Annotated in this window: 20 protein-coding genes and 1 pseudogene; 14 read left to right on the top strand and 7 right to left on the bottom strand. The window is 70.2% G+C overall.

Features of this window, described 5'->3' with window-relative positions; all coding sequences use genetic code 11:
- Positions 1-111: 111 nt before the first annotated feature.
- Positions 112-969: pseudogene (locus ACIA6A_RS11090) on the bottom strand (DUF5667 domain-containing protein); the annotation flags it as partial.
- 193 nt (positions 970-1162) lie between these two features.
- Positions 1163-2095, bottom strand: coding sequence for an ECF subfamily RNA polymerase sigma factor, BldN family (locus ACIA6A_RS11095; RefSeq protein WP_396097342.1), 933 nt, complete (start codon positions 2093-2095; stop codon positions 1163-1165).
- Positions 2096-2402: 307 nt separating this feature from the next.
- Here ACIA6A_RS11095 and ACIA6A_RS11100 point away from each other — a divergent pair, with 307 nt between their 5' ends.
- The 9 genes from ACIA6A_RS11100 (at position 2403) to ACIA6A_RS11140 (ending at position 11063) form a co-directional block, all read left to right on the top strand.
- On the top strand, positions 2403-3908 hold the full coding sequence (locus ACIA6A_RS11100) for an AMP-binding protein (RefSeq protein WP_396097343.1): 1506 nt from the start codon (positions 2403-2405) through the stop codon (positions 3906-3908).
- On the top strand, positions 3905-4153 hold the full coding sequence (locus ACIA6A_RS11105) for a glutaredoxin family protein (RefSeq protein ID WP_396097344.1): 249 nt from the start codon (positions 3905-3907) through the stop codon (positions 4151-4153). Before ACIA6A_RS11100 ends, ACIA6A_RS11105 begins: the two co-directional genes overlap by 4 nt.
- A gap of 9 nt (positions 4154-4162) precedes the next feature.
- Positions 4163-4804 carry an HAD family hydrolase gene (locus ACIA6A_RS11110; protein ID WP_396097345.1) on the top strand — a complete coding sequence of 214 codons (642 nt, stop codon included), beginning with the start codon at positions 4163-4165 and terminating at the stop codon, positions 4802-4804.
- Positions 4805-5050: 246 nt separating this feature from the next.
- The gene (locus ACIA6A_RS11115; RefSeq protein ID WP_396097346.1) at positions 5051-5809 is read left to right on the top strand and encodes a redox-sensing transcriptional repressor Rex; all 759 of its coding nucleotides are present in this window, start codon (positions 5051-5053) and stop codon (positions 5807-5809) included.
- A complete protein-coding gene (locus ACIA6A_RS11120; RefSeq protein WP_396097347.1) occupies positions 5806-7101 on the top strand; it encodes a glutamyl-tRNA reductase in 1296 nt (431 codons plus the stop codon). The genes ACIA6A_RS11115 and ACIA6A_RS11120 overlap by 4 nt, the downstream gene beginning before the upstream one ends.
- The gene (gene hemC, locus ACIA6A_RS11125) at positions 7098-8027 is read left to right on the top strand and encodes a hydroxymethylbilane synthase (protein ID WP_396097348.1); all 930 of its coding nucleotides are present in this window, start codon (positions 7098-7100) and stop codon (positions 8025-8027) included. Before ACIA6A_RS11120 ends, hemC begins: the two co-directional genes overlap by 4 nt.
- Complete coding sequence (locus tag ACIA6A_RS11130; RefSeq protein WP_396097349.1) at positions 8024-9610, top strand: uroporphyrinogen-III synthase; 1587 nt, start codon at positions 8024-8026, stop codon at positions 9608-9610. The genes hemC and ACIA6A_RS11130 overlap by 4 nt, the downstream gene beginning before the upstream one ends.
- A 156-nt stretch (positions 9611-9766) precedes the next feature.
- On the top strand, positions 9767-10756 hold the full coding sequence (hemB, locus tag ACIA6A_RS11135; RefSeq protein WP_396097350.1) for a porphobilinogen synthase: 990 nt from the start codon (positions 9767-9769) through the stop codon (positions 10754-10756).
- Between the two features lie 4 nt (positions 10757-10760).
- Positions 10761-11063 (top strand): EamA family transporter, encoded by a 303-nt coding sequence (locus ACIA6A_RS11140; RefSeq protein ID WP_396097351.1) that lies wholly within the window; start codon positions 10761-10763, stop codon positions 11061-11063.
- A gap of 195 nt (positions 11064-11258) precedes the next feature.
- Here the strand turns inward: ACIA6A_RS11140 and ACIA6A_RS11145 are convergent, their stop codons facing one another.
- Positions 11259-12281 carry a GNAT family N-acetyltransferase gene (locus ACIA6A_RS11145; protein ID WP_396097352.1) on the bottom strand — a complete coding sequence of 341 codons (1023 nt, stop codon included), beginning with the start codon at positions 12279-12281 and terminating at the stop codon, positions 11259-11261.
- 81 nt (positions 12282-12362) lie between these two features.
- The gene (locus ACIA6A_RS11150; protein WP_396097353.1) at positions 12363-13907 is read right to left on the bottom strand and encodes a murein transglycosylase; all 1545 of its coding nucleotides are present in this window, start codon (positions 13905-13907) and stop codon (positions 12363-12365) included.
- A gap of 253 nt (positions 13908-14160) precedes the next feature.
- On the opposite strand from ACIA6A_RS11150, the gene ACIA6A_RS11155 reads away from it, so the two are divergent.
- On the top strand, positions 14161-14382 hold the full coding sequence (locus ACIA6A_RS11155; RefSeq protein ID WP_396097639.1) for a zinc ribbon domain-containing protein: 222 nt from the start codon (positions 14161-14163) through the stop codon (positions 14380-14382).
- A gap of 978 nt (positions 14383-15360) precedes the next feature.
- On the top strand, positions 15361-18120 hold the full coding sequence (locus tag ACIA6A_RS11160) for an adenylate/guanylate cyclase domain-containing protein (protein ID WP_396097640.1): 2760 nt from the start codon (positions 15361-15363) through the stop codon (positions 18118-18120).
- Here the strand turns inward: ACIA6A_RS11160 and ACIA6A_RS11165 are convergent.
- Positions 18110-18625 carry a phospholipase gene (locus ACIA6A_RS11165; RefSeq protein WP_396097354.1) on the bottom strand — a complete coding sequence of 172 codons (516 nt, stop codon included), beginning with the start codon at positions 18623-18625 and terminating at the stop codon, positions 18110-18112. The two genes, ACIA6A_RS11160 and ACIA6A_RS11165, sit on opposite strands and share 11 nt — an antisense overlap.
- A gap of 64 nt (positions 18626-18689) precedes the next feature.
- Here ACIA6A_RS11165 and ACIA6A_RS11170 point away from each other — a divergent pair, with 64 nt between their 5' ends.
- A complete protein-coding gene (locus ACIA6A_RS11170; RefSeq protein ID WP_396097355.1) occupies positions 18690-18818 on the top strand; it encodes a hypothetical protein in 129 nt (42 codons plus the stop codon).
- A complete protein-coding gene (locus ACIA6A_RS11175; RefSeq protein WP_396097356.1) occupies positions 18815-19828 on the top strand; it encodes a potassium channel family protein in 1014 nt (337 codons plus the stop codon). Before ACIA6A_RS11170 ends, ACIA6A_RS11175 begins: the two co-directional genes overlap by 4 nt.
- 129 nt (positions 19829-19957) lie before the next feature.
- Here ACIA6A_RS11175 and ACIA6A_RS11180 read toward each other — a convergent pair whose 3' ends face one another.
- Both ACIA6A_RS11180 and ACIA6A_RS11185 read right to left on the bottom strand, forming a co-directional pair.
- Complete coding sequence (locus tag ACIA6A_RS11180; protein WP_396097357.1) at positions 19958-20989, bottom strand: 2-oxoacid:ferredoxin oxidoreductase subunit beta; 1032 nt, start codon at positions 20987-20989, stop codon at positions 19958-19960.
- The gene (locus ACIA6A_RS11185) at positions 20982-22760 is read right to left on the bottom strand and encodes a 2-oxoacid:acceptor oxidoreductase subunit alpha (protein ID WP_396097641.1); all 1779 of its coding nucleotides are present in this window, start codon (positions 22758-22760) and stop codon (positions 20982-20984) included. The genes ACIA6A_RS11180 and ACIA6A_RS11185 overlap by 8 nt, the downstream gene beginning before the upstream one ends.
- Positions 22761-23036: 276 nt before the next feature.
- On the opposite strand from ACIA6A_RS11185, the gene ndhC reads away from it, so the two are divergent.
- Positions 23037-23414 carry an NADH-quinone oxidoreductase subunit A gene (ndhC, locus tag ACIA6A_RS11190; protein ID WP_396097358.1) on the top strand — a complete coding sequence of 126 codons (378 nt, stop codon included), beginning with the start codon at positions 23037-23039 and terminating at the stop codon, positions 23412-23414.
- The last annotated feature ends 60 nt before the right edge of the window (positions 23415-23474 follow it).

Raw genomic sequence — 23474 nt, forward strand, 5'->3', positions numbered from 1 at the left:
CGCCGTCTCGGGGCTGTCGTCGCTCTTGCCACTGTCGGGCTTGTCGCCGCCGTTCGAGGACGCGCCCTGATGGCGGCCGCCCTGCTCCGAGTTGGACCCCGAGCCGGTCCGGCACGGTTCCATGCGCGGCCCGAGTGCGTCCGGACCGTCCTTGTCGAGGTTGGCGTCGCAGGCCAATCCGTCGCGGATGCTGTCCGCGCGCTCGCTGACGGTGTCGAGCAGGCTCATCGAGCGCAGGGCCCGTTCCCGGTTGCCCTGGTCGAGTCGTTCCAGGGCCGGGGTCAGCAGCCCGAGCTGGCTGTCGACGAACGTGTCGATCGGGTTCAGGCCGGCGGGGTCCGCGCGGGTGACCGCGGACGAGATGAGCAGCCGGACACCCTGCCTGGTGTCGGCATCCATGTCGTCCAGCGCGCCACCGAACTTGGCGTTGCCGCCGTCCATCATGGTGGCCTCGGCGAGGCGGTTCCGGGCGAAGGTCAGCGACAGTTGCCCCCGGGTGATGTCCGAGCCGGCCATGGCCAGCTGGGCCCGCTCGGTGGAGAGTTTGACGTGGTAGAGGGCGTCGCCCGGGGAGGCGTTCTCGCTGGCGGCGGAGATGCCGGAGACCGCCATCGCACCGGCGGCGACCCCGATGACGATCGCGCCGCGGGCCCGGATCCGCCGGCCGGTCCGGCCCAGCAGTTGCCCGGCGGACGCGCCGGCCTCCCGTTCGGTGCCGGGGGCCGAGGCGGTCGCCCCGATCCCGTCCCGTTCGGCGGTGGCGACCAGCATGGCGCGCAGGCCCATCCGGAACTCCGGGTCCACCTGGGCCCCGGGTCGTGCCGCGGAGAGGCTGTGCCCGATGGCGACCAGTTCGGCGAGGTGCTCGTCAGCCTGGCCCCGGGTGTGGTGGCGGCGATCCGCTCTGGTCTCGTCGAGAAGCTCCGCGAAGCGCTCGGCGCTCCGGCGATCGAGGAAGTCGAACTTCACCGGGTGCACCTCCCTTCGCTCGTGACTGACCCGGCGGCGACGGTGCCGGCGGGCGCGACAGAACTGGCGGACCGTCGGTCCACCACGGGTCGCACCCGGACAAACGCTCGAGGGTCCGGCGCGGTTACGGGTGCGAGGAGGGTCACCGGAGTGCTTTCCGGGGCGGTGGAGATCGACATCCGATGAATCGCCGTCACCACTGGAACCCTTCGGGCAGCAGCCGGGCGAGTGCTCGGACCGCCCGGTACTGCAGCGCCTTGATGGCACCCTCGTTCTTGCCCATCGTCTGTGCGGTCTCGGCCACCGAGAAGCCCTGCAGGAAGCGCAGCACGATGCACTCCTGCTGCTCGGGGTTGAGTTGTTTGACCGCGGTGAGCAGTGCGACGTTGGTGATGTGGTCGACGACGGCGGCCTCCGGGCTGCCCTCGGGTCCGCGATCCTCCCGGTCGGCGTCGAGGACGTCGCCGGTGGTCACCTCGAGGCGGTACCGGCCCGACTTGAAGTGGTCGGCGACCAGGTTCCGGGCGATGGTGACCAGCCACGCGCCGAGGTCGCGGCCCTGCCACGTGAAGCTGCCGATGCGCTTGAGCGCACGCAGGAACGTGTCGGAGGTGAGGTCCTCGGCGAGCTGGCGGTTGCCGACCCGGAAGTAGACGAACCGGAAGACGGTGTCGACGTACCGGTCGTAGATCAGGCCGAAGGCGGCGGACTCGCCGGCCTGGGCGCGCTCGACCAGGGCCCATACCTCGGCGGCCGCGTCGCCCGGGTCGGGCCGGGCCGGGTATTTCGGTGGTTCCGACTCGCTGGGCGGGCCGGTGGTGCTCTGGGTCGGCAGGACGACGGTCTGCTCGCCCACGGGGGCGGCCGGCTGGCGTTCCGGCCCGGGTTGCTGCGGTGTCGCGGGCCGGCCGGGGGCGGCGATGCGCCCGCCCTTGGAGTTCCCGGTGCCGGGCAGATGCCGGCCGGGGGACTCGTTGATGTGCGGCCGGTTCCGGGTCCGCTTGGGCCCGTCGCCGCGGATGGCGTTGGCGACACCTTCCCGGAGCGCGCTCAGACCGTCCGGGACGTTCGGTTGCGCCGCGAAGAGCTCACGGCTGAACGGATCGCCGGCGTACACATGACTCACTGCGCCTCCTTGACCCGGCGGGCCGTTGCTGAGGGGTGACCGAAAAAGGCGGTCCAGTTCACAAAGTCCGGTTCACAAAAAGGGGTGAAGCGGTCCTGACTGGCAGGCCGACCTCACCCACGGAAGTGGAATCCGTTACACAGTCGCGAAGTATTGCGGAATCTGTACACAACAAGTCGCACAGTGTGTGCGTCGCCCCAAATTGGTATGAAGTGGCTCAGACGCCACAGGTGGTGCTTATGTCACGATGCTGGACACTCTGCGCCCGCCCTTGTGTCTGATCCACCGTGTGCCAGACTCGGGCCTCGTGGGAGACCTCACCTCCGGGCCGGCGCCCGATCCGGTACGCGCCGCCGCCCTCCGCCGCCCGGACAGTCCCGCCCTCGTCGCCGGTGACACGGTGCTCACCTGGGCCGAGGTGGACGACCTGGTCGAACGCGCGGCCCGGTTCCTTGCCGCGCGCACCGAGCCCGGTGACCGGGTGGCGATCGTGCTGGGCAACACCGTCGACTTCGTCGCCGCCCACTACGGCACGCTCCGCGCCGGGCGGGTGTCGGTGCCGCTCAATCCCGGGTACGTGTCCGACGAGCTCGATTTCGCGCTGGCCGACAGCGGTGCGGCGTGCCTCGTGTCGACCGGTGACGCGGCACGTGCGACCGGGCTCTCGTCCGTACCGGCGGCTTCTCTCGCGGAAGGCGGACCGCCGCTCGCGACGCCCGGCCCGGCCGCCACCGACCTCGCGGTCCTGCTCTACACGTCGGGGACGAGCGGGCGGCCGAAGGGTGCCATGTTGACCCACCGTGCGTTGACCGCCAACAACGAGCAACTGGCCCGCATCGACCCACCGGTGCTCGGCGCCGACGACGTGGTGCTGCTCGCCATTCCGTTCTTCCACGCCTACGGGCTCAACACCGGCCTCGGCGAGGTGGCCCACCACGGCGCGTGCGGGGTGCTGGTCGATCGTTTCGAACCGGTGGCGTCGGCCGCCCTTGTCGTTGAACACCAGGTCACAGCCGTGATCGGTGTCCCGTCCATGTATGCGGCGTGGTCCCTCGTGCCCGATATCGATCTGAGCGGTGTGCGCACCGCGGTGTGCGGCGCGGCGCCGTTGGACCCGGCCGTCGCGGCGCGCTTCACCGCCGCGACCGGCAAGAGCGTCATGATCGGGTACGGCCTGACCGAAGCGGCACCGGTGCTGACCACCACCGCCGTCAGCGACCGCGCGAAGGTGGGGTCGATCGGCCGTCCGTTACCCGGGGTGTCCCTGCTGCTGCGCTCGGCGAACGGGGTGGACCTGTGGCGGGACGGGGCGGCGGCACCCGGCCCGGACGACGACGACCTGGAGTTCGACCTCGGCTCGGCCGGCACCGACCCGGGCGAGATCGTGGTGCGTGGCGACAATCTCTTCTCCGGTTACTGGCCCGACGGCGCCGAGGGCCCGGACGCCGACGGTTGGTGGGCCACCGGTGACATCGCGTACGCGGACGCGGGCGGCGACCTCGTGCTGGTCGACCGGATCGGCGAGCTGATCCTGGTCAACGGCTTCAACGTCTATCCGGCCGAGGTGGAGCGCGTTCTCGACGCCCATCCCGGGGTGGCCGAGGCGGCGGTGATCGCGGTCGCCGACGACCGGACGGGACAGGCGCCGTACGCGTATGTGGTGCCCGCCGCCGATCCCGCCCCCACCCTGGCTGAGCTGCAGGTTTTCCTGGAATCGCGGCTGGCCCGCTTCAAGTTGCCGAAAGGCATCGAACTGGTCGGCGAACTGCCGCACTCCGCCATCGGCAAGGTACGGAAGGGAGCACTGCGGTGACTCGTCTGACTCTGATCAGCCGGGACGGCTGCCATCTCTGCGAGGTGGCCGAGGGGGTGCTCGACCGGATCGCGCCCGGGGACTGGACCCGGGTCGAGGTGGCCGGATCGGTCGAGTTGGAGCGTGACTACGGCGACCGGGTGCCGGTGGTGATCCTCGACGGCAAGGAGCACGGCTACTGGCGCGTCGAGGAGGAACGCCTTCTTCGCGATATTGCCCGGCCGCCGGGTGCCCCGCGGCTGTAATCTCTCGCGGTGGCTCGCAATCATCTTGTCTGGGACTGGAACGGCACCCTGCTCGACGACCTCTCGCTCGTCGTCGCATCGACCAATCAGACGTTCACGGCGGTCGGTGGCCGGCTCGTGGACGCCGACGAGCATCGATCGCGGTTCCGGCGCCCGGTCGCCGAGTTCTACGCCGAGATCCTCGAGCGGGCGATCTCCGAGGAGGAGTTCGAGCGCCTCGACCGGATCTTCCACGAGGCCTACCGGCTGGGGCTGACCACGATTCCGCTGGTCGCCGACGCGGAAGCCGCGATCAAGGCGTGGTCCGGCACCCAGTCGCTGCTGTCCATGTGGTTCCACGACGAGCTGATCCCGGCGGTCGCGTCCCGGGGGCTGTCCGGCGTCTTCGCCCGCATCGACGGGCGCCCCACCGAGGTCGACGGCGGGTTCAAGGCCGCCCATCTCGAGCGGCACCTGGCGCAGCTGGGGATCCCCGGCGACCAGTGCGTGCTGATCGGCGACTCCATCGACGACGCTGATGCCGCGGCGTCGGTCGGCGCGGGTGCCGTGTTGTACACCGGCGGATTCACCGACCCGGTCCGGTTGCGGGCCTCGGGCATCCCGGTGGCCGACAGTCTCGTGGAAGCGGTGTCCCTCGCCAAGGCGCTGTGATACTCGTCGTCGGGATGGCGACGTTGTTGGCGGCAATGACCCGGAAGCGGTAATACTCGGACGGTGATCGGCGCGCGGGTAGCACGCGTAGTCGATCTTTGTCCAGTTCCGCTATCAAGATCGCGATTTGTGCACGCCTTCACAAGCGCCTACTCTGTGACTCCGACGAGCCCCGCTACCACAGCCGGTCAATCAAGGCCACAGAGGGCTCACCGCAGGTTCACAACCTTGTCGGCACGGAGTCAGATGAGTCAGCAGCGTCATGGAAACACGCCCGGCAAAGCCGGCGCTGGGTCGGCCGGGGCTGACCCCGCCTTCCCGGACCTTCCCGAAGCGACGATCGCGCGACTGCCGGAATACCTGCGCGCCCTGCACAACCTCGCCGAGGCCGGTTCCGACACGATCTCCAGCGAAGGCCTCGCGGCCGCGGCGGGCGTCAACTCGGCCAAACTCCGCAAAGACCTCTCGCACCTCGGGTCGTACGGCACCCGTGGCGTCGGCTACGACGTCACCCTGCTGATCGACCAGATCGAGTACATCCTCGGCCTCGACCAGCGCCGGGCCGTCGCGCTCGTCGGCGTCGGCAACCTCGGGCACGCCCTGGCCGGCTACGCGGGCTTCGCGAGCCGCGGCTTCCGCATAGTCGCTCTCTTCGACGCCGATCTCGAGCAGGTCGGCAAGGCGATCAACGGGCTGACCGTGCGGCACGTCGGTGAGCTGCGCCGCGCGGTCGTCGACGAGGGCATCACCATCGGGGTCATCTCGACCCCGCCCAACGCCGCTCAGGGCGTCGCGGACGATCTGGTGGCCGCGGGGGTCACCAGCATCCTTAACTTCGCCCCCTGCGTGTTGTCGGTGCCGCCCGGTGTCGACGTCCGCAAGGTGGACCTCGCCATCGAGCTGCAGATTCTTTCGTTCCACGAGCACCGCAAAGCCTCGCTGACCGCTCTTCCCGGCGGGCGTGTGCACGGCGAGGACGGTAACCAGGAGGCGGTCGGGTCGTGAATCTGCTCAGCGTCGGCGCGTCGTACAAGACCGCCGGGGTCGGCACCCTCGAACGCCTCACCATCGCCGCACCGGACATCCCCGCACTCCTGCGCAAGCTCGTCGCCCAGCCGTACGTCGGCGAGGCCGTGGTCCTGTCGACCTGCAACCGGGTCGAGGTCTACGCGGCCGTCACCGGCTTCCACGGCGGCCTCGGCGACATCTGCAACGTGCTCGCCGAGGAATCCGGCATCGGGGCCAACGAGCTCGCCGCCCACCTCTACGTGCACTACGACGAGGCGGCCGTCCAGCACTCGTTCCGGGTCTCCTCCGGGCTCGACTCGATGGTCGTCGGCGAGTCCCAGATCCTCGGCCAGCTGCGTGACGCCTACCACGTGGCGACCGAGTCCGACGCCGCCGGCCGCCTCCTGCACGAGCTGATGCAGCAGACGCTGCGGGTCGGCAAGCGGGCCCACTCCGAGACCGGCATCGACCGGGCCGGGCAGAGCGTGGTCACCGCCGCCCTGGACGTCGCCGCCGACGCGTTCGGCGGCGACCTGACCGGGCGCAAGGGCCTCGTGATCGGCGCCGGCGCCATGGGCGCGCTGTCCGTCGCGACCCTCACCCGCTCCGGCGTCGGACCCCTGCGGATCACCAACCGCGGCGCCGACCGGGCCGCCCGCCTCGCCGAGGCCTACGGCGCCACGGCGGTGTCGTTCGACTCCCTCGACGAGGCACTGGCCGACGCCGACCTCGTGGTTTGCGCCACAGCGTCGACCGTGCCGGTGCTCACCGCGGAACGCCTCGCCGGCCGTTCCCGGCCGCTTGTCGTGCTCGACCTGGCCATGCCGCGCGACGTCGCGCCGGGCGTCGCCGAGCTGCCGAACGTGACCGTCATCGACATCGACGGGCTCGCCGCGAGCCGCCGCGCACTGCCCGCCGCAGCCGAGACCGCGGCGGTCGAGCAGATCGTGTCTTCCGAGGTGGACCACTTCCTCGGGTGGCTGCGCGGGACCGAGATCGCCCCCACCGTCGCCGCCCTGCGCACCCGCGCCGAGGACGTCGTCACCGCCGAGCTGCGCAAGCTCTCGTCGCGCCGGCCGGAGTTCACCGACGAGCAACGCTCCGACGTCGCCCGCACCCTGCACCGGGTCGTCCAGCAACTGCTGCACTCGCCGACCGTCCGGGTCCGGCAACTTGCGGCGGAGCCCGGCGGCGACCAGTATGCGGCCCTGTTGCGGGAGTTGTTCGACCTCGACGTCCCGCACGCCACCCAGGCCGACGCCGTGCCCCAGATCGGAGGGAAAGCGTGACCACCCCGCTGCGCCTCGGCACCCGTGGCAGCAAACTCGCCCTGGCCCAGAGCCAGATGGTCGCCGACGACGTGACCGCCCGCACCGGCGTCCCGGTCGAGCTGGTCCGGATCGTCACCGCCGGTGACCGCTCGGCTGCCCCGGTGGCCACGCTCGGCGTCGGCGTGTTCGTCTCCGCGCTGCGCGACGCCCTGATCAACAACGAGATCGACTTCGCGGTCCACTCGTACAAAGACCTGCCCACCGCGCAGCACCCCAGTCTGCACATCGCCGCAGTGCCCCAGCGGGAAGATCCACGCGACGCGTTGATCGCCCGGGACGGCCAGACCCTCGCGGAGCTCGCTCCCCGGTCGGTCATCGGTACGGGCGCGGTGCGCCGAATCGCGCAACTGCACGCTTTGGGCCTACAGTTGCAGGTCACGCCGATCCGCGGCAATATCGACAGCCGTATCGCGAGGGTTCTCGGCCCCGAGGCCGACCTCGACGCGGTTGTCCTGGCGCGGGCCGGCTTGGTGCGTCTCGGCAGGACCGCCGAGATCACGGAGACGCTGGATCCGATGCTCATGCTGCCCGCCCCTGCCCAGGGTGCGCTGGCGGTCGAGTGCCGGTCCGGCGACGCAGACCTGGTCGAGCTGCTGGGGGCACTCGACCATGCACCGTCCCGTTCCACCGTTACGGCGGAACGGGCGATGCTCGCCACGCTCGAGGCCGGATGCTCCGCCCCGGTCGCGGCACATGCCGAGCTCGCCGAAGGCGAGCACGGCGACGAGATCTACCTGCGCGGTGCGGTGATCAGCCCGGATGGGGCCCGAGCTGTCCGGCTGTCGCGCACCGGTACGCCCGCCGGCGCGGCGGAGATCGGCAAGGCGCTCGCCGCCGATCTCCTCGAGGCCGGCGCCGACACCCTGATGGGGAGCACAGAATGACCACCCGTACCGCCCGCAACCGCGCCGGACGCATCGCGTTCGTCGGCGCCGGACCCGGCGACCCGGGGCTGCTGACGCGCCGGGCCCACGACACCCTCGCCGAAGCTGACCAGGTCGTGTACGACCGGGGCGTCCCCGAATCGCTGCTCACGGCGATCCGCGCGGAGGCCAAGGACGACACCCAGTTCAGCCCGGCCGAGGGCGCACCCGGCGACGTGGCCAAGGTGCTGCTCTCGGCTGCGAAGTCGGGCCTGTCCGCCGTCCACCTCGTCGCCGGCGACCCCTTCGGACACGAGTCCGTGGTCCACGAGGTGCAGGCCGTGGCCCGCACCGCCGTGCACTTCGAGGTCGTCCCCGGCCTCGGCCAGGCGGAGGGTGTCGCCACGTACGCGGGCGTCCCGCTGCCGGCCGTCCGCACGACCGCGGACGTCGACGACGTCTCCTCCCTCGACTTCGACGCCCTCGCCGCGGCCGCCCTCAAGGGCTCCTTCGCGGTGGCGGTCGACGCGGGTGACCTCGCCGCGGTCCGCGACGGCCTCCTCGCCTCCGGCGTCGAGCCGGGCACCCCGGTCGGCGTGACCGGCGACGGCACCGGCGAGACCCAGTACACGACCACCTCGACGGTCGACAGCTTCGTGGCGGCTGCCCTCGGCTTCACCGGCCGCGTAGTCCTCACGGTCGGCGCGGACGTGGCCGAGCGCGACAAGCTCAGCTGGTGGGAGAACCGCCCGCTGTACGGCTGGAAGGTCCTCGTCCCCCGCACCAAGGAGCAGGCCGGCGCGATGAGTGCCCGCCTGCGCGCCTACGGTGCGATCCCGTGCGAGGTCCCCACCATCGCCGTGGAGCCCCCGCGCACCCCCGCCCAGATGGAACGGGCGGTCAAGGGCCTCGTCGACGGCCGCTACGCCTGGGTGGTCTTCACCTCGGTCAACGCGGTCCGCGCGGTCTGGGAGAAGTTCGCCGAGCACGGCCTCGACGCCCGCCACTTCGGCGGTGTCAAGATCGCCTGCATCGGTGAGGCCACCGCCGACGCGGTCCGCGCGTTCGGCATCCAGCCCGAGCTGATCCCCGCGGACGACCAGTCCAGCGAGGGCCTGCTCGCGGAGTTCTCCCCGCACGACGAGATCCTCGACCCGGTCGGCCGGGTCCTGCTGCCCCGCGCCGACATCGCCACGGAAACCCTGGCCGCGGGCCTCATCGAGCGAGGCTGGGAGGTCGACGACGTCACGGCCTACCGCACCGTCCGGGCCGCCCCGCCGCCGGCCGACATCCGCGACGCCATCAAGTCGGGCGGTTTCGACGCGGTCCTGTTCACGTCGTCCTCCACGGTCCGCAACCTCGTCGGCATCGCGGGCAAGCCGCACGCCCGCACGGTCGTAGCGGTCATCGGCCCGAAGACGGCGGAGACAGCCACCGAGTTCGGCCTCCGCGTCGACGTCCAGCCGCAGCACGCCTCGGTCCCCGACCTCGTCGAGGCTCTGGCCGGCTACGCGGTCGAGCTCCGCGAGAAGCTCGCGGCGATGCCGGCCAAGCAGCGCCGCGGTTCCAAGGTCCAGGGCCCCACCGCCCTGCGCTTCCGCTGATCCGCTGACCCGGGCCGCCCTCACCGGCGGCCCGGGATCAACACCGGCCACTCTCCTGTTGGCCGGTGTTGCTGTTTCTACTGTTCCGCCGGCCCTGTGCGGGCCGGTTCTGGTGCTTCGCCGGCCCGTGCGGCCGACCTGGCTGAGGGAGTGAGCATGTCGTACCCCGACATTCGCCCGCGCCGGCTCCGGCGCACGTCCGCCATCCGCCGCCTGGTGGCGGAGACCCGCGTCTCGCCCGCCGAGCTGGTGCTTCCGCTCTTCGTCAAGGAGGGCCTCACCGATCCCCGGCCGATCTCGTCCCTGCCGGGCGTGGTCCAGCACTCGCGCGAGTCGCTGCGCAAGGCCGCCCACGAGGCGGTCCGGGCCGGTGTCGGCGGGTTGATGCTGTTCGGCGTGCCGAGCAACGAGAACAAGGACGAAACCGGCTCGGGCGGCATCGACCCGGACGGCATCCTGAACGTGGCGATCCGCGACGTGGTGGCCGAGGTGGGCGACGCCACGGTCGTCATGAGCGATCTCTGCCTCGACGAGTTCACCTCCCACGGCCACTGCGGTGTGCTCGCCGCCGACGGTTCGGTCGACAACGACGCCACACTGGAGCTGTACGCCAAGATGGGCGTCGCACAGTCCGAGGCGGGCGCCCATGTCGTGGGCCCCTCGGGCATGATGGACGGCCAGGTCGGCGTGATCCGCCGGGCCCTCGACGCGGCCGGTCACCAGGACACCGCTGTCCTCGCCTACGCGGTGAAGTACGCGGGCGCCTTCTACGGCCCGTTCCGCGAGGCCGTCGAGTCCACCCTGCAGGGCGACCGCCGCACCTACCAGCAGAGCCCCGGTAACATCCGCGAGGCCCTGCGCGAGGTCGACCTCGACGTGGCCGAGGGTGCGGACATGGTCATGGTCAAGCCGGCGCTGCCCTACCTCGACGTCGTCGCCGCGGTCCGCGAACGGGTCGACGTCCCGGTCGCCGCCTACCAGGTCTCCGGCGAGTACGCGATGGTCGAGGCCGCGGCCGCCAACGGCTGGATCGACCGCGAGGGCGTCATGCTGGAAACCCTGACGTCGATCAAGCGCGCGGGTGCCCAGATCATGCTCACCTACTGGGCCACGGAAGCGGCCCAGCTGCTCCGCGCCCGCTACTGATCCGATGCTTCGCCCCGGTGTCATCGTCGGGCTGATCGGCACGGCGCTCGCATACGCCGCCGGGATCACCGGTTCGGGGTTGCTCGGCTCGCGGCTCGCGTCCTTCGTCGGGCTGCTGGAGGTGGTCTTCGCCTCGCTCCTCGCATGGGTCCTGCTGGGAGAGGGCCTGACACTGCTGCAACTCGTCGGAGGAGCACTCATCCTCGGTGGCATCGCAGCGGTACGGGCGGACGAAACCGCCCCCGCCTCGCCTGCCGCACCGTCATCCGTCCTCGTGTCCGCGGCGGAGGTGGGACCGCGGGATTGAGCCGCCGGCCCGGCTGTGTCCATCACGTCGTGTGTCATGCGATGGAACCTATCCGGGCGCCGAGCCCCGAATCGGGTTATCCACAATGTGCGGCTGTCCACAGGGTCGCAGCGGGCGGACCCCTGTTTCGGTCATCCTGGGCCGGTGCTCAGAGTCGAACCGGAACAAGTAACCGCCGGCCCCGTGGCGCCGGCGTCAGTTCGTCGGTTCGAGCCGGTGGACCAGCTGCGCCACGTCGGCGGCGTATTCGTACCAGTCGCGGTCGGACTGGAACCCCAGCTCCGCGTTCACCTTCAGCATCGACTCGTTGTGCTGGGCGTTCCAGGTCTGGACCTGACGCAGGTCGGGTTCCGCGGTCCGCAGCTCGAACAGCATGCGGGCCTTGATCGCCCGGTCGATGCCGTAACCGCGGTGCTTGCGCACGACGATGGTGTCGTACTGATCGGCCCGTTCCGGATGCTGGGCCGGAACGACCAGCTCGGTCAGGCCGGCGACCTCACCGGTCTCCTCGTGGATGGCCAGCACGACGTAAGGCTTCAGACCCCGCCGGTGCAGCGTGTCGAGGCTGTCCTGCAGTCTCTGCGGGTCCGGCGAGCTCGGGCGGCTGTCCGGATCGTTCTCGTCGCCGTCCTGGGCCTCGAGCTTGGCCTGCGCGTATGCCTCGAGCAACGCGCGCGGCGGGCCACCCGGGTGATATTCCACCTTGTAACCCGAACTGATCCCGCCCGCCATGGTGCTCAGCGAACTCCAGTCCACGCTGGACAGGTTCAGCACGCTGCGGGTCTCGACGTAATCTTTCGTGAACCCCAGGGACTCGTAGAAAGCGATCGCCGAGGTCCCGCCGATCGCCTCGACGCTGATCGAGGAGAAACCTTCGAGATAGGCACGTCGTGCGGCGACCGCGACCAGCTGCTGACCGAGGCCCCGGCGGCGCAGCCCGGGGTGCACGAGCACTTCGAGTACACCGGCGTCGCCGAGCAGCAGCAGCGTCACATGCCCGAACACCTTGCTCTCGCCCTCGGGGAGCCGGTCGTCCTCGGCGACCCAGCTGATCCGGCGCTCACCCGGCATCGTCTCCGCCAGATATTCCCTGACCTGGACCTCGAGCCATGGTGGATCGTCGGGGAGGTCGACTTCCAGCACCCCGTTCAGCGTCTCCACGAGCGATCGGATCTCCTGGTCCGACGCGGACCTGGGATCCCATTCACGCACCCTCACCCGTACAGCTTGCCGGTATCTCGACCTTCAGGGAAGTGCCAGCCGGTCAAATGTACGCGACCCGTCACTGTAGGTCGCCGATCAGCCGCCGGTCAGCTGGCCATAACGGTTCGCGTGGTCGTACACGCTCTGGGCGTACGGGCGGACCGCGTTGTAGGACAGAATCGCCTCCCACCAGGCGTCCGGCCTGGACAGATCCCGCCCGCCCTTGCACAGGTAGACACCCGCCGCGAGGGCCGCGTCGTCGATGTCGTTGGGATCCGAGACGCCGTTGTTGTCCGCGTCCACAGCGTTACCCACAGCCATCTCGTTCCAGGTCTGTGGGATGAACTGCATCGGTCCGATCGCCCGGTCGTACGTGGTGTCCTTGTCGAGCACACCCTGATCGGTGTCCCTGATGAGCTGGCGGCCGCCCTTGCCGTCGAGCGGCAGACCGAGGATCGGCGGCGAGATGCTGCCGTCCGCGTTGAGGACGGACTGGCCGGTGCTGCCGTGCGCCGACTCGACCTCCCCGATGGCGGCGATGGTGGTCCACGTCAGGTGGCAGTTCGGCTGGGTGCGCAGGAGTACCGCCTCCGCGTACCCGTATGCCTGGGCCGCGACGACCGGGATGCCGGCCAGGGTGCCGGCCTGCTGGGCCCACGCGGCCAAAGCATCCGCCGGCCGTGCACCGGGGACGACCGCGGTGGTGGGGACCGAGCCGGCGACAGGCCCACCCGCCGTCGGACCGGTGGTGGGAACCCCACCGGTAGCGGTCGGTGCCGGCGGGACGCTCGGCAAGACCAGGCTGGGCAGCGGGCCAGCGGAGAGCCCCGGTCCCGCCGACGCCGATGCCGGCGGTGCCTGAGCGTCCTGGCCGAAGCCGGGGGTGACACTCGGCTCCGGTGCGGCTTCCAGGGCCTGGGGCACCAGGTAGGCGCCGGCGGTCCCGGCAGCGCCCAGCAACAGCACGGCGACCACCGCGGGGAGCACGAATCGGCCGGTCGGACGTTTCGCCCACGCGGCGGTCCCCCGCGCGATCCGCACCGGGCTGGCCTTACGGAGTACGCGACCCGCGCCGCCCTGGGAGGCCGGGCCGTCCGCTCGGGAGCTCCGCGATTTCGGCCGCCGGGCGTTGAGAGCGAGGGCGGTGACCGAAGGAGCGGCCATGCCATCGTCGTACTTGTTCGGCACCGGCTTTTCGGACGCGGGTGTCGCGGCCTTCTTGCCGTCGGGGTCGCTGTCCTTCACCGAGCCGGCTTTGCTCTCGGCGGTCGGGTTCGCCGCGTCCTCTTGCTCGGACCCGGCTTTTTTCTTGGACCCGGCTTCTTGCCCCGGCCCGGTCTCTTGCTGTGGCCTGGTCTCTTGCTCCGGCCCGGTCTCCTGCTGTGGTCCGGTCTCTACTTTGGCGCCGGGCTCCGGCCTCGACTCCGCGGCCGTTGGCGCTGCTTCGGCCTTCGCGGCGTTCTTGACCTGGGGAGTGCGGCTCTCCTTGGATTCGCTTTCCGCGGGCCTTTTCTCCGCGGGCCCGTTCTTCCCGGACCCGTTCTTCGCCGGGCCGGGGTCGGCGGCGGCGGGGTCGGCGGCGGGTGGGGTCACGGCTCCGGGCTGCGGGTCGGGTTCGGGCTGCGGGTCGGGTTCGGGCATGCCGCTGGGATCCGGCTCCGATCCGGGCCGAGGATCCGCGCCTTCTTCAGGCGCTGCGCCGGAGCTGCCGAGGGGGCCTCCGAGGTGCGGTGCCGCCGGAAGATGCGAAGGATTTTTCTGCCCGTCAACCACTCGCAAGAGACTACCGGGCGTGCGCTCGGCCGCAGACTATGGATCCCGCTCGATGGCAGTGGTCAACAACCCCGCAACTGCGTTGCAGCGGATCATCGGGTCGAGCCCCTACCCTGTGCGGATGCCGCGATACGACTTCCGGTGCCGCGCCTGCGGCGACACCTTCGAAATCAACCGCCCCATGGCAGAGTCCGCCGCTCCGGCGCCATGTCCGCAGGGACATGCCGACACGGTCAAGCTGCTCTCCACTGTCGCCGTCATGAGCGGTGGCGGCACTACGGCTCCGCCCCGGGCCTCGGGAGCCGGCGGCGGTGGCTGCTGCGGTGGTGCCTGCGGCTGCTGACCACCCCGGTGCCGTACAGGACGCATGACCGTCTGCTGATCGAGACGGGTCGTCCTCCGCCGCGCGGAGCAGCGCGCTTTCGATGCGCGGTTCGCGCCGGGCCGTGCCAGGTCGGGCCACGCAGGAGAGCGCCGGGTCGGACCACGCCGATCCGCGCCGCCCAGACTGGGTCACACTGGCCCGGGTCGGGTCACGCCGATCCGCGCCGGGCCATGTCGACCCGAGCAGGGCAAGCCTGGGCTGGGCCGACCCGAGCTGGGCCGACCCGAGCTGGGCCGACCCGAGCTGGGCCGACCCGAGCTGGGCCGACCCGAGCTGGGCCGGGCTGGGCTGGGCCGGGCTGGGTCGGGCTGGGCTGGACCGACCCGAGCTGGGCTGGGCTGGGCTGGACTGGTTCGGGCAAGCCTGGGCTGGGCTGGCCTGGGTCGAGCTGGGCTGGGCTGGGCCGAGCTGGGCTGGGTCGGGGTGGGCTGGGTCGGGCTGGGCTGGGCTGGGACTGGCCATCGGCGGGAGGTCGGGGCGCGACGTGCTGGTGGTGGCGGTCGACTCGACGGCGGGTCCGGGGCATGTCTGCGCGGGCGTCCGGTGCCTTGTTGTGCGAACGGCTGGGGCACGCAGCGGCCGTCCACAGTGAGCGATCTCTATTGGTGATCGTCCGGTGACCTTTCGGAGTCGCACAGAAGATCGCCTGAGCGACCCGTGCGGGGCCGTACGTTCGGCTCGACGGAATTGACCGACCGCCGCGTGACTCGAATATGAACCGCGTCGTTACGTCACTCGTAGTGCCGTGCGTGAGCGTCGATGACTCGTCAACGAGTCGCCCTTCCGGGGTCGGCCGTGGTGGGTGGATGGTTACCGACCGTTCTTACGATGTGTCCAAAGTTCGCGCTACGGCACCATGAAGCGCGACTTCCCAAGGGGGCGGAGGTTCCTACCGTGTCGGGACGGACCGAGCTGCCGAGTGGGCTGGTGACCTTCGTGTTCACCGACATCGAGGGCTCGACGCGGTTGGCCCGGATGCTCGGCGAGGGCTACGGCAGCGTGCTCAATGCTCATCGAGACGTTGTCAGAGCCGCTCTGCGTAATCACTTTGGCGTGGAGCTTTTCACGGAGGGTGACTCCTTTTTCGTAGCCTTCCGCGATGCTGCCGACGCGGTCGCCGCATGCGTAGCGTCACAACGTGCACTCGCCGAGCACCCCTGGCCGAGTCCGGATGCGGCCCCGAGAGTGCGGATGGGCATCCATACGGGATGGGCCACACCGCGCGCCGGGGAGTACACCAGCACCGAGGTACACCGTGCCGCCCGGGTGGCGTCGGCGGCGCACGGCGGCCAGATCCTCTGCTCCGAGCCCGCTGCCCTCGCCGTGACCACGTGGTCGGCGGACCTCCTGTCGGCCCGACGCACGGAAGCGGCCGCGGAGCCTGTGCCCGGGGACAGCGACGCCGTGCCGCGGCGGGAGGATGTGCTCCGCGCGCTTGATCTGCTGGATCTTGGTCCGCACGTTCTTCGCGGGTTCGACGACTCCGAGCGGTTGTTCCAGGTCGTGGCGCCCGGGCTTGAGCGGTCGTTCCCCCGGCCCCGCACCCCCGGGGCTCCGGTGCACAACATTCCCGCCGAGGTCACCCCGTTCGTGGGGCGTCAGCCCGAGGTCGCCGAGCTTCGTGAGGTCATCGGCCGGCATCGGATCGTCACCGTGGTGGGGAGCGGGGGATCCGGCAAGTCGCGGGTGGCGATGGTCGCCGCCCGGGAGGCGCTGACCGCGTACCCGGATGGCGTCTGGGTCGTCGATCTTGTTGATGGCGACATCGAACGGACGCTGGCCGCGGCGATGGGTGTGCGGTCCGAGCCCGCCCGGCCGTTGATCGAGTCGATTGTCGAGCGGGGCCGGGATCGGCGGATGCTCGTGGTCCTTGATACCTGTGACCTGCGACTGAGGGAATCGCGGCAGGTGGCCCGGCGGTTGCTCGCGGCCTGCCCGGGGCTTGACGTGCTGGCTACGTCGCGGGCCCCGCTCGGGGTTCCCGGCGAACTCGTCTGGCGGCTGCCGCCACTGGTGCCGGCCGACGCCTATGCCCTGTTGGCCAGCCGGGTCGAGACCGCGCGTGGGGGGCGGCCCGGCGCCTACGCGGAGCCGGACGACCTGGCGCACGTGGCGGCGAAGCTGGACGGGCACCCGCTGGCGATCGAGTTGGCCGCCGACCGGCTGCGGTTGCTCTCGGCGGCCCAGCTCGCGGCCCGGCTGGACGACCCGATCGCAGCCCTCGACGCCGGTCGCGGGACAGCGCGCGGTGACGTCGCCGCTGCTCGCGAGCGTCATGGCAGCCTGACCCAGAACCTGGACTGGTCGTACTGGGCGCTGTCCGACCCGGCCGCCGCTCTGCTTCGACGGCTGGCCGTGTTCGCCACCCCGGTCGAGCTTTCGGCCGTCGAATGGTCCGGTGCCGATGCGTTCGGGGCGTTGTCCGAGCTGGCGGACCGGTCGTTCGTCGACGTGGTCAACGGGCCACGGTACCGGCTCTCCGACCAGGTGCGTTCCTATGCGGCCCGGCGGCTGTCGGACGCGGGGGAGGAGCGGGTCGCGCGGGAGCGGCATGTCGACTGGTCGCTGCACGTCCTGGAGGGCGTCGCCGTCGACACCGACGGGCAGCCGCGCACGGTGTCGCTGAGTGAGCTGTCGCCGTACGTGAAGGAGTGGGAAGAGGCGCTGCGCTGGTCGGCGACCGAGGGCGACATCCGGGCCGGGCTCCGGCTCGCCGGCGCCCTCGACCCATGGTGGCGTGAGCACGGCGGTACCCGGAGCGGCCGCGCCCTGCTCTATCGCCTGTACGGCCGCCTGACCGGAGAAAACCGCCCAGCCGACGCCGGGGAAAGCCGCCGCGGCGCGGAAAGCCGTCCGGCCGACGAGACCCGGGGGGAGCCGGGTCAGCCGTATTCCGAGCTGGTGGAAGGTGCCACTGCGCACGAGCTGGCCTCCGCGTACCTCGTTCATGCCGGTCTCGCCTCCGACAGGGAGGAGCGGGCGCGTTTCCTGGTGCGGGCCGAGGTTGCCGCTCGTCAGGCCGCCGACCCGGCCCTGCTGGTGAGGGCCCGGGCCGGGCATCGGCTGAACCTGGTCGAAGCGGGCCAGGTCGACGACGCCGAGCGGCTCTGCCGGGACGTCATCGCCGAGGCGGAGCAGGCCGGGGTGGCCTCGGCCGCGCTGCCGGTCGTCGTCACGCTGGCCGAGTTGCTCTGGCGGCGTGATGCTCTGGACGAGGCCGCGGAGATGCTGGGTGGGGCGCGGGTGCTGGAGGCCGGGCGTCCTGAGGACCGCGGACGTCGTACCGTCGACTGGCTTCTGGGAATGGTTGCCCTTCGGCGCGGTGACCTGGTCGCCGCGCACGACCACCTGGTCGTCGCGCTGCGGTCCCGGCTGCGGCACGGCTTCCGGGGTGCGGCGGCCGATGCGGTCGCCGCGATCGCGGTTCGCTGTGCCCTGGGGGATGATCCCGCGACCGCGACCGTCCTGTTCGGTGGGGCCGAGTCCGTGCGTGGCGCCCGCCGCGCGACCCAGTTCGGCAGTTTCTGGGCCGCGCAGCAGGCGGCGTTGCGGCGGACACTGGGCGATGCGGCGTTCGACGCGGCCTACGCGGAAGGCGCCGACAACGGTTTCGCCAGTGCGGTCGCCACCGCGCTCGCGGTCGAGCACCCCGACCTGGAGCAGGGGTCCGCCCGGTTCGCCCAGACTATGAGCTGAGCTGGGGTGACAAAGCCCGGGCGCGGTCCACGTCCGACGGGTTGACCGCTTCGATCGACCCGAAGATGCTGACCGCCTGGTAATAGGTCCACGCCAGCGAGTTGCAGGCCGGCCGGATCGCGCTCGCGTACGTCGCGCATTTTCGCTTCAGGTCGGCGTAAAACATGCTGTCGAGGCGGGACTTGTTGGCGTCGAAGGTGCCCTGGTCCTTGTAGTTGCGGTAGCCGAAGTCGTGATGCCAGCAGGACAGCGTGAAATCGAAGCCGAGCGGTTCGTCCGGGCTCGACGAGCAGTAGTCCGTGGACCAGTCGAAGCCGTAGCCGGACCACTGTCCCTGGTCGAGCCGGGCCGCGTTCCAGGCGGCGCTGCTGGTCGCCGACGTCTGAGTCCAGCTGAGCAGAACCTCGGCCTTGGTGGGTGTGGCGGCCCGGGCGGCGGTGGGGGAGACGAGCAGAGCCAGTGCGGTGATGGTGACGACGAGAATGCGGCGGGGTGACCGGTGCATCGAAACCTCCAGCGAGTCGAGCTGTCAGTGTTCGATCCGCGGGTTTCGGCATACAAGCACATCAATGAAGTTTTCCTGGACGACGCCTCAACACCCGGCGGCCTATTTCATCGTGGCCGCGATCCGTGATGTCATGAAAAGCGCTGTGGGATCGGGCGGCTATGGTGTGATCGTGCATGCGGACGTTCAGTGATCCGATTACCGCTGGTCCGGCAGGGACCGTTACGGGCACTGGCCGTCCGGGTCATTGCCGCGATGGCTCTTGTCCTTGTCACCGTCTTGATGATCTACGTGGACCGGGACGGCTACCGGGACATCAACGAAGACGGCATGACCCTGCTCGACTGCTTCTATTACGCGGTCGTGACGCTCTCGACCACCGGTTACGGCGACATCACCCCGGTGACGTCGCACGCCCGCCTGGTCAACATCCTGTTCATCACCCCCGCGCGGGTGCTCTTCCTGATCATCCTGGTCGGCACGACTCTCGAGGTGCTGACCGACCAGTATCGGAACAGCCTCCGGGTGAACCGGTGGAGGCGAAAGTTGAAGGACCACATCATCGTCTGCGGCTACGGCACCAAGGGCCGGGCCGCGGTCGGCGCCCTGCTCGAGAGCGGCTACGACAAGTCGCGCATCATCATCGTGGAGAGCCGGGACGAGGCGTTGCGGCAGGCCGCGGCGAACGGCCTGGTCGCGGTCGAGGGCAACGCGACCCGGTCGGCGGTGCTGCTGGAGGCCGACGTCAAGAACGCCAAGTCGGTGATCATCGCGACCGACAGCGACGAGGCGTCCGTACTCATCTCGCTGACCGTCCGGCAGTTGACCGCGGGCCAGGTCCGGATCATCGCCGCGGTGCGTGAGCAGGAGAACGCCGCGCTGCTCAAGCAGAGCGGCGCGCACCACGTCATCGTGAGTTCGTCGACCGCGGGCCGGCTGCTCGGTCTGACCACGACCACGCCGCCGCTGATCGACGTCGTCGAGGATCTGCTCACACCGGGTCAGGGTATGGCGCTCGCGATGCGCTCCTCGGAACGCAGCGAGGTCGGCCGCAACCCCCGTGAGCTGCAGACCCTTGTGGTCGCCCTGATCCGTCGCGGCAAGGTGGTGCCGCTCGGCGGTGAACAGATCGTGACGATCGAGACCGGCGACATGCTGATCTACATCCGCGACGAGGAGAACAGCGCCGTCGTCAGCATGTGAGAACCGATGTCGTAGCTCGGTGGGGGGTACAGATCGCTGCTCCCGCCGAGGTCGGGCCCGGAAACCCCAGGCGCCCTGACGGCGCCTGAACGGGGTTCCCAGGCCCTCGGCCTGCGTGAATGGGGACGATCAGAGGATCGTCCACGTGTCGCCGGCGCTCAGCAGCTCGCCGAGCATCTCGTCGGGCGTGCCGGTGGCCTGGGCCTTCGCGTCCAGCAGCTGCTTCTGGATCAGCTCGTCGTAGGACGGCCGGGCCACGTCGCGGAAGATGCCGATCGGGGTCGTGCTGAGGTCCGAACCCGACAGCCTGCTCAGTGCGAACGCGTACGCCGGATCGTCGACCGTGCTGTCGTGCACGATCGGGGTGCCGCCCTCCTGCACCCTCAACCCGAAGCTGCCCTCGGGATGGACGACTGAGAACCGCTGGTCCGCCCCGAACGTGATCGGCTGCCCGTGCTCGAGCCGGATGAGATGCTCGTCGCGCTCGCCCGGGTCCTTGAGCACCTCGAACGCGTTGTCGTTGAAGATGTTGCAGTTCTGGTAGATCTCCACGAACGCGGAACCCTCGTGCTCGGCGGCCGCCCGCAGCACCGACTGCAGATGCTTGCGGTCGGAGTCGATGGTGCGGGCGACGAACGTGGCCTCGGCCCCCAGGGCCAGCGACAGCGGGTTGAACGGCGAGTCCGCGGAGCCGACCGGCGTGGACTTGGTGACCTTGCCGAGCTCCGAGGTGGGGCTGTACTGCCCCTTGGTCAGGCCGTAGATCCGGTTGTTGAAGAGCAAGATCTTCAGGTTGACGTTGCGGCGCAGCGCGTGGATCAGGTGGTTGCCGCCGATCGACAGCGCGTCACCGTCCCCGGTGACGACCCACACCGACAGGTCGGGGCGCGAGGTGGACAGCCCGGTCGCGATCGCCGGGGCACGACCGTGGATCGAGTGCATCCCGTACGTGTTCATGTAGTACGGGAAGCGTGACGAGCACCCGATGCCGGAGACGAAGACGGTGTTCTCCCGGGCGATGCCCAGCTCCGGCATGAAGCTCTGCACGGCGGCGAGGATCGCGTAGTCGCCGCAGCCCGGGCACCAGCGCACTTCCTGATCGGACTTGAAGTCCTTCGTCGTCAGCTTGACCGGCGTGAGGGGAATGTTGGCGCTAACCATTCTTGACCACGTCCTCGAGCATGTTCTCCAGCGTCGCCGCGGTGAACGGCAGGCCGCTGACCTGGTTGAACGGGATGGCGTCGACGAGGTACCGGGCCCGGAGGACGTGGGCGAGCTGACCAAGGTTCATCTCCGGGATGACCACCTTGTCGTATTCCGCCAGCACCTCGCCCAGGTTCGCCGGCAGCGGCGCGAGGTGCCGCAGGTGTGCCTGGGCGATCGGCAGGCCCCGCTGACGCAGCGCGCGGCAGGCGGCCCCGATCGGCCCGTAGGTGGAGCCCCAGCCGAGCACCAGAACACGCGCGTTCTCGTCGGGATCCTCGATCTCGACATCGGGGACCGGGATGTTCTCGATGCGTGCCGCCCGGGTCCGGACCATGTGTTCGTGGTTGGCCGGGTCGTACGAGATGTCCCCGGTCTTGTCGGCCTTCTCCAGGCCGCCGATGCGGTGCTCGAGTCCCGCGGTGCCCGGGATCGCCCACGGCCGGGCCATGGTTTCCGGGTCCCGCAGATAAGGCAAGAACCGGCCATCCTCACCATTGGGTGAAGTGGCGAAAGAAACCTGCAAATCAGGCAGATCGGCGACCTCGGGCAGCAGCCACGGCTCCGAACCGTTGGCCACATAGTTGTCCGACAGCAGGATCACCGGAGTGCGATATGTCAACGCGATCCGGGCCGCCTCGATCGCCGCGTGGAAACAATCCGACGGCGATCTCGGCGCGATCACCGCCAGCGGCGCCTCACCGTGCCGTCCGTACAGCGCCATGTTGAGGTCGGCCTGTTCGGTCTTGGTCGGCATGCCGGTGGACGGTCCGGCCCGCTGCACGTCCACGATCACCAGCGGCAGCTCCAGGGCGATGGCCAGCGAGATCGTCTCGCCCTTGAGCGCCACCCCCGGACCCGAGGTGGTGGTGACACCCAGGGCCCCGCCGTACGAGGCGCCGAGCGCCGCCCCGATCGCGGCGATCTCGTCCTCGGCCTGCACCGTCGTGACGCCGAACCGCTTGTGTTTCGACAGCTCGTGCAGGATGTCGGAGGCCGGGGTGATCGGGTAGGCGCCGAGGAACACCGGCAGCTTGGCGCGCACCCCCGCGGCGACGAGCCCCAGCGCGAGCGCGGCGTTCCCGGTGATGTTGCGGTAGGTGCCCGGAGCCATCTTGGCCGGCTTGACCTCGTACCGGACCGCGAAGTCCTCGGTCGTCTCGCCGAAGTTCCAGCCCGCGGTGAACGCCGTCTTGTTGGCCGCGACCAGGTCGGGACGCTTGGCGAACTTGCGTTCCAGGAACCGCAGGGTCGACGCGTACGGCCGCGAATACATCCAGCTGAGCAGGCCGAGCGCGAACATGTTCTTGGCCCGTTCGGCGTCCTTCTTCGACAGCCCGGAGCCGGCCAGTGCGGCGACGGTCATCGAGGTCAGTGCGACCGGGTGGACCACCCACCCGTCGAGCGAGCCGTCCTCGATCGGGCTGACCGCATACCCGACCTTGACCAGGTTGCGCTTGGTGAACTCGTCGGTGTTGACGATGATGCCGGCGCCGGGTGGCAGGTCGGCGAGGTTGGCTTTGAGCGCGGCCGGGTTCATCGCCACCAGCACATCGGGCGAGTCGCCGGGCGTGAGGATGTCGTAGTCGGCGAAGTGGACCTGGAAACTCGATACGCCCGGCAGGGTGCCCGCTGGGGCGCGGATCTCCGCCGGGAAGTTGGGCAGGGTGGAGATGTCGTTGCCCAGCTGCGCGGTTTCCGACGTGAACCGGTCACCGGTCAACTGCATGCCGTCGCCGGAGTCCCCGGCGAACCTGATGACAACACGATCGAGCCGCTCGACGGGCTTTGCGGGAGCCGTCACGTTTCCAACCTCCTGAAGGTGCAGGTCGGCGGGTGCGCAAAGTCGCTGAGCCGACCCGCATTCGTCAGTTCCAGCCTACGTCGGCACTCCTTACATCTCGCTCCGGAGCGACCGTCCGATCACTGACCGAAACCACATTAGCCAGGATGTGCTCGCCTGAGCCAAGGGACTTCCACACTTTGAGTTCGCTAGGCTGCGGCCGTGGACGGGTATCTCGGTTCGTACGCCATGCTCGGCCTCGTCATCGCGGCCGGGGCGCTCGTCTTCGTCCTCGCGTTCGGCGCCAACAAGCTGCTGAGGCCCGCCCACCCGGCGGAGCCCGCGGGCAAACGGATCGCGTACGAGAGCGGCATCGACCCGGTCGGCGGGGACTGGGCGCAGGCGCAGATCCGGTATTACGTTTACGCGTACCTTTATGTGCTTTTCGCGGTGGAGTCGGTCTTCCTGTTCCCCTGGGCCGTCGTCTTCGACCGTCCCGGATACGGCGCGGTGACCATCGCCGAGATGGGCATCTTCGTCGCCGTCCTCGCGCTCGGCATCGTGTACGCCTGGCGCAAGAAGATCCTGACGTGGACGTGACCTGAGCGTTTTCACCGAGGCGGGGTGGCGGGGTCGCCACGTCGCAGGGCACGTGCCACG

Origin of the sequence: Actinoplanes sp. NPDC051494 (genome assembly GCF_044454705.1) — a bacterium.
In the GTDB taxonomy this organism is placed as follows: Bacteria; Actinomycetota; Actinomycetes; order Mycobacteriales; family Micromonosporaceae; genus Actinoplanes.

Excerpts from the sequence above, each read along its gene's own strand:
- ACIA6A_RS11115 (WP_396097346.1), top strand. The coding sequence starts at position 5,051 with ATGAGTCAGCAGCGTCATGGAAACACGCCCGGCAAAGCCGGCGCTGGG.
- ACIA6A_RS11130 (WP_396097349.1), top strand. The coding sequence starts at position 8,024 with ATGACCACCCGTACCGCCCGCAACCGCGCCGGACGCATCGCGTTCGTC.
- hemB (WP_396097350.1), top strand. The coding sequence starts at position 9,767 with ATGTCGTACCCCGACATTCGCCCGCGCCGGCTCCGGCGCACGTCCGCC.
- ACIA6A_RS11140 (WP_396097351.1), top strand. The coding sequence starts at position 10,761 with ATGCTTCGCCCCGGTGTCATCGTCGGGCTGATCGGCACGGCGCTCGCA.
- ACIA6A_RS11150 (WP_396097353.1), bottom strand. The coding sequence starts at position 13,907 with ATGCCCGAACCCGACCCGCAGCCCGAACCCGACCCGCAGCCCGGAGCC.
- ACIA6A_RS11155 (WP_396097639.1), top strand. The coding sequence starts at position 14,161 with ATGCCGCGATACGACTTCCGGTGCCGCGCCTGCGGCGACACCTTCGAA.
- ACIA6A_RS11165 (WP_396097354.1), bottom strand. The coding sequence starts at position 18,625 with ATGCACCGGTCACCCCGCCGCATTCTCGTCGTCACCATCACCGCACTG.
- ACIA6A_RS11170 (WP_396097355.1), top strand. The coding sequence starts at position 18,690 with ATGAAGTTTTCCTGGACGACGCCTCAACACCCGGCGGCCTATTTCATC.
- ACIA6A_RS11180 (WP_396097357.1), bottom strand. The coding sequence starts at position 20,989 with ATGGTTAGCGCCAACATTCCCCTCACGCCGGTCAAGCTGACGACGAAG.
- ACIA6A_RS11185 (WP_396097641.1), bottom strand. The coding sequence starts at position 22,760 with ATGCAGTTGACCGGTGACCGGTTCACGTCGGAAACCGCGCAGCTGGGC.